This is a genomic window from Kitasatospora sp. NPDC058965 (assembly GCF_042741245.1).
Taxonomy (GTDB): domain Bacteria; phylum Actinomycetota; class Actinomycetes; order Streptomycetales; family Streptomycetaceae; genus Kitasatospora.
On sequence record NZ_JBHYKG010000488.1, the window covers coordinates 1 to 4288 of the forward strand.

The 4288-nt window shown below is 72.9% G+C and carries 4 protein-coding genes; 2 read left to right on the top strand and 2 right to left on the bottom strand.

Going from position 1 to position 4288, the window contains the following annotated elements; genetic code table 11:
- Nucleotides 1-53: 53 nt before the first annotated feature.
- On the bottom strand, nt 54-2411 hold the full coding sequence (locus ACFW1A_RS39065; RefSeq protein ID WP_380418200.1) for an FG-GAP-like repeat-containing protein: 2358 nt from the start codon (nt 2409-2411) through the stop codon (nt 54-56).
- A gap of 391 nt (nt 2412-2802) precedes the next feature.
- Between ACFW1A_RS39065 and ACFW1A_RS39070 the strand changes: the two genes are divergently transcribed.
- Nucleotides 2803-3135 (top strand): YnfA family protein, encoded by a 333-nt coding sequence (locus ACFW1A_RS39070; RefSeq protein ID WP_380418202.1) that lies wholly within the window; start codon nt 2803-2805, stop codon nt 3133-3135.
- A 1-nt stretch (nt 3136) separates the two neighbouring features.
- Here the strand turns inward: ACFW1A_RS39070 and ACFW1A_RS39075 are convergent, their stop codons facing one another.
- On the bottom strand, nt 3137-3691 hold the full coding sequence (locus tag ACFW1A_RS39075) for a TetR/AcrR family transcriptional regulator (RefSeq protein ID WP_380418204.1): 555 nt from the start codon (nt 3689-3691) through the stop codon (nt 3137-3139).
- Nucleotides 3692-3809: 118 nt separating this feature from the next.
- Between ACFW1A_RS39075 and ACFW1A_RS39080 the strand changes: the two genes are divergently transcribed.
- Nucleotides 3810-4286, top strand: coding sequence for a peroxiredoxin (locus ACFW1A_RS39080; RefSeq protein ID WP_380418206.1), 477 nt, complete (start codon nt 3810-3812; stop codon nt 4284-4286).
- The last annotated feature ends 2 nt before the right edge of the window (nt 4287-4288 follow it).

Here is a 4288-nt window from a genome sequence, read left to right on the forward strand (position 1 = left end):
CCCCGGGTGCCGCAGCACCCGGGGCCCACCCGGTCGTCGGGGCCGGTGTCCGGTCAGGACCCGCCCCAGTAGCCGGCCCCGCCCCACAGCATCCCGCCGGACGAGGTGTTCAGCGTCCCGTTCCCGCTTCCCGCGTACAGCCGCAGGTCCTTGTAGGCGTCGATCCCGGCGATGTCCGCCTTGCCGTCGTGGTTGAAGTCGCCCGCCGCGATCGCCCCGAAGCCCTGCCACAGCCCGCCGCCCGGCCACATCAGGCCGCCGGAGGAGGTGTTGAGCGTCCCGTCGCCGTTGCCGGTGTACAGCCGCAGGTCGTTGTAGGCGTCGATCCCGGCGATGTCCGCCTTGCCGTCGCCGTTGAAGTCCCCGGCGGCCAGCCCGTGGAAGTTGACCCAGTTGCCGTTGCCCGGCAGCATCTTCCAGCCGCCGTAGGAGGTGTTGAGCGTCCCGTCGCCGTTGCCGAGGTAGACCCGCAGGTCGTTGTAGGCGTCGATGCCGGCGAGGTCCACCTTGCCGTCACCGTTGAAGTCCCCGGCCACCAGCGACTTGAAGCCCTGCCAGAGCCCGCCGCCCGGCCACATCAGGGCGCCGCCGCCCAGGTGGCCCTGGCCGTCGTTGGTGTACAGGCGCAGGTCGTTGTAGGCGTCGATGCCGGCGATGTCCACCTTGCCGTCACCGTTGAAGTCGCCCGCCGCGATGGCCTTGAACCCCTGCCAGAGGCCGCCGGCCGCCCACATCGCCTGGCCCGGGCCGGTGCTGAGCGTGCCGTCGGCGTTGCCCGGGTACAGCCGCAGGTCGTTGGTGGCGCCGAGCACCGCCAGGTCCACCTTGCCGTCCCCGTTGAAGTCCCCGGCCGCCGTCAGCACGGGCGTGCGCAGCGCCGGGCAGGTCCGGGCGGCCGCCGGCATCGCGGCGGGCTGGTCGGCCCCGAACGGGAGGTTGGCGAAGGCCAGCAGCCCGGCGCCGTTGTCGTTGGTGATCCAGTTCCCGGCGCCGTCGTGCCCGAGGTAGCTGATCCCGGTCGCGCCGGTGGCCGGTCCGCTCAGCTGCAGCACCACCAGCCCGGGCTGGACGGCCACCGAGGTGACCGACACCGTGCTGCCGTTGACCACGAAGTCGCCCGCCGGACCGCACGGCAGGTTCAACCGGTCGGTGGTGTTGCGCAGCCCGATGGAGATCCGGCTGTGGTCGGCGGCGGAGAACCAGGCCCCGGCCGGGGCGGGCGGGGTGCTGGCGGTGGCGCTGCCGCCGTACAGGTCGTGCGCCACGGTGGCGAAGTCGTGGTCGGCCAGCGCCTGGTAGCCGCCGAGGTAGTAGTAGTGGCAGCTGTCGCCGCCCTGGCGGTCCACGCCGTTGGTGCTCAGCAGCGTCACCCCGGGCAGGTCGCTGTAGCCGCGCTGGGCGTCCCGCTCCTGGTACGAGGCCTGGAAGCTGCCGCTGGGCGACAGGCACCCGTTGCGGATCTGGTGCGGGTAGACGTGCTGCAGCCCGGGGTAGTCCTGCTTCCAGGCGGTCAGCAGGGTGCCGAACCCGTTGGTCTGCGCGGTCGCGTCGTTGTTGTCCGACTCGCCCTGGTACCAGAAGATGCCCCGGACCCGGCTCTGCACTCCCGCCCGTTCGGCCCGGTCGAGCAGGCGGCCGTAGTTGGTGGTGGTGTCGTCGTGCTTGGCGGTGTTCGGCTGGAAGAAGCTGATCGGCATGCCGTCCTGCCCGCCCTGCAGGACGGCCACCGGTACGCCGTAGGTGTCCACGATCCGCCGGCCCATCCGCACCGCGTACTGGCCCACCGTGCCGGAGCCCTGGTAGCCGTCGCCCTGCGCCTGCTGCCAGGTGCTGTCCTGGGCGGACTGGGCCGGGTCGTTGGTGGAGGAGCCGAAGGTGCGCACCCACGGCGACTGGTCCACGGCGCTGCTGTTGACCGCCGTGGTGTCGTACCGCTGGTGGGCCGCGGCGTTGGACTGGCCGCTGTCCAGGAAGACGTCCCCGGCGACCACGTCGGTCCAGCTGTTCTGCAGCACCGCGGTGCTGCCGACCGCGTAGAGCGAGAAGCCGTAGGCGTTCAGGCCCGCGGTGATCGTCGGCGTGAACGAGAAGGAGGCCCCCGTGCCCGTGACCGCCACGGTGGTGCTGGAGAACGGCTGCCCGTTCTGCGTCACGTCCAGCCGCATCGCGGTGGGCTGACCCTGGGTCACCTGCCCCGCGATCGGGACCACGGCGGTGTTGGCCACCGGGTCGCGCGGGTACAGCTGGTGGTTCGCGGGCGCCTGGCTGTAGCTCACCACGGTCGGGGTGTCGGCGGCGGCCGGGCCGGCCGCCAGCAGGCTGCCGGCCAACCCGAGCGGGACGGTCAGCGCTGTCAGGGCCGCGGCGCGGCTGCGGAGCAGGCCGCGGCGGCGGGACGAGGCGTGGTGCATCAGAGTGTTCCCCCCGGTGACTGGTCGGACTCGAACGAGCGGCCGCCATTATGACGGTTGTTCGAGAACGACGGACCCACCGGTGCACGGGTCGGCGCGGACGATCACTCCCGCGCCACGGCCGCCGACGGGTGCGAAGGCGGGCCCTAGGGTCCGTCTTCAAACCCCCGTCGTCCGCCCGAAGGGCGGGCGCGGCGGCGTTGGGGTGCGTGCATCGCAAGGCGGAGGATGGGGGCACCTCCCGGCCGAAGGCTGGGGGAGAGTCCATGCGGAGCATAGGCGACCGACGACAACGCAGCGTGGGGGCACCTCCCGGCCGAAGGCTGGGGGCGTGCGTGCCCCGGCGTCGCCGCGCAGGCGGGGGTTTGAAGACGGACCCTAGGATCTGGGCATGACCGTCGCCCGCTCCGCCGTGCTCTTCCTGCTCGCCGCCGTCCTGGAGATCGGCGGGGCCTGGCTGGTCTGGCAGGGCGTGCGGGAGCACCGGGGGTGGGCCTGGGTCGGTGCCGGGGTGGTGGCGCTGGGGGCGTACGGGTTCGTGGCCACGCTGCAGCCGGACAGCCACTTCGGGCGGGTGCTCGCCGCCTACGGCGGGGTGTTCGTGGCCGGCTCGCTGACCTGGGGCGTGCTGGTCGACGGCTTCCGGCCCACCCGGTACGACCTGATCGGCGCGCTGGTCTGCCTGGTCGGGGTGGGCGTGATCATGTACGGCCCGCGCCGCTGACTCAGCGTCGGACCAGCTCCCGCACCGCCACCGCCAGCTGCCCGGCCACCGCGGCCGGCTCGCCCAGCGCGGCGCCGACCATCGCGCCGTCCCGCAGCAGCATCAGCAGCGCGGCCCGCTGGTACGGCTCGGGGACACCGAGCTCGCCGAGCAGCAGCGCGAACGTCTCGCGCAGCCAGGTCCGGTGCGAGGCGATCGCGCGGGCGACCGGGTTGTCCTGGTCGGGGTACTCGGCGGCGGCGTTGATGAACGGGCAGCCGCGGAAGCCCGGTCGGCACATCTCCTCGCCGAGCCGGGCCAGGAACAGCTCCAGCGCCTGGTCGGCGCCCAGCCCGGGGACGACGGCCGCCACCTCGTCCCGCACCTCCTGGTCCCAGGCCTGGACGTAGCTGCGGACCAACTCCTCCTTGCTCGGGAAGTGCCGGTAGAAGGTCGCCCGGGTGACCCCGGCCTCGGTCACGATCCGGTCCACACCCACCGCGTGGATGCCCTCGGCGTAGAAGAGCCTGGTAGCCGTCTCGAGGACCCGGTCGCGGGCGGGGGATGGTGTACTCACACCGTCGACCGTACTACCATCACCGAGGCAGAACGAACGTTCTATCTGCTAGTCGTCGCACGCAGCGGCCACCGCGCCCGCCGCAGCCGCCGCGCGCCTTCCCGAGAGGACCCGCCCGATGGCCAAGTACCCCGAGGTCGGCACTCCCGCTCCCGACTTCACCCTGCCCGGCCTGCTGCTCTCCGAGGCCGGCGCCGAGCGTCGCGACTACCGGCTCGCCGAGGCCGAGGGCCACCCGCTGGTGCTGGTCTTCTACCCCGGCGACAACACCGCGGTCTGCACGAAGCAGCTCTGCTCCTACACCTCGGACCTGGACCGGTTCCGCGACCTCGGTGCGACGGTCTGGGCGATCAGCCCGCAGGACCTGGACAGCCACGAGGGCTTCGCCCGCCGCTACGACCTGCGCTTCCCGCTGCTCGCCGACCCGGACCGGGCCGTGGCCAAGGCGTTCGGCATCGCGGTCCCGGGGCTGGGCCTGCGCCGCTCGGTCTTCATCCTGGACGGCGACGGCACCGTGCGCTGGCGCCACGTCGCCCTGGCCGGCATCACCTTCCAGAACAGCGACACCCTCGCCGCCGAGCTCGCCAAGCTCTGACC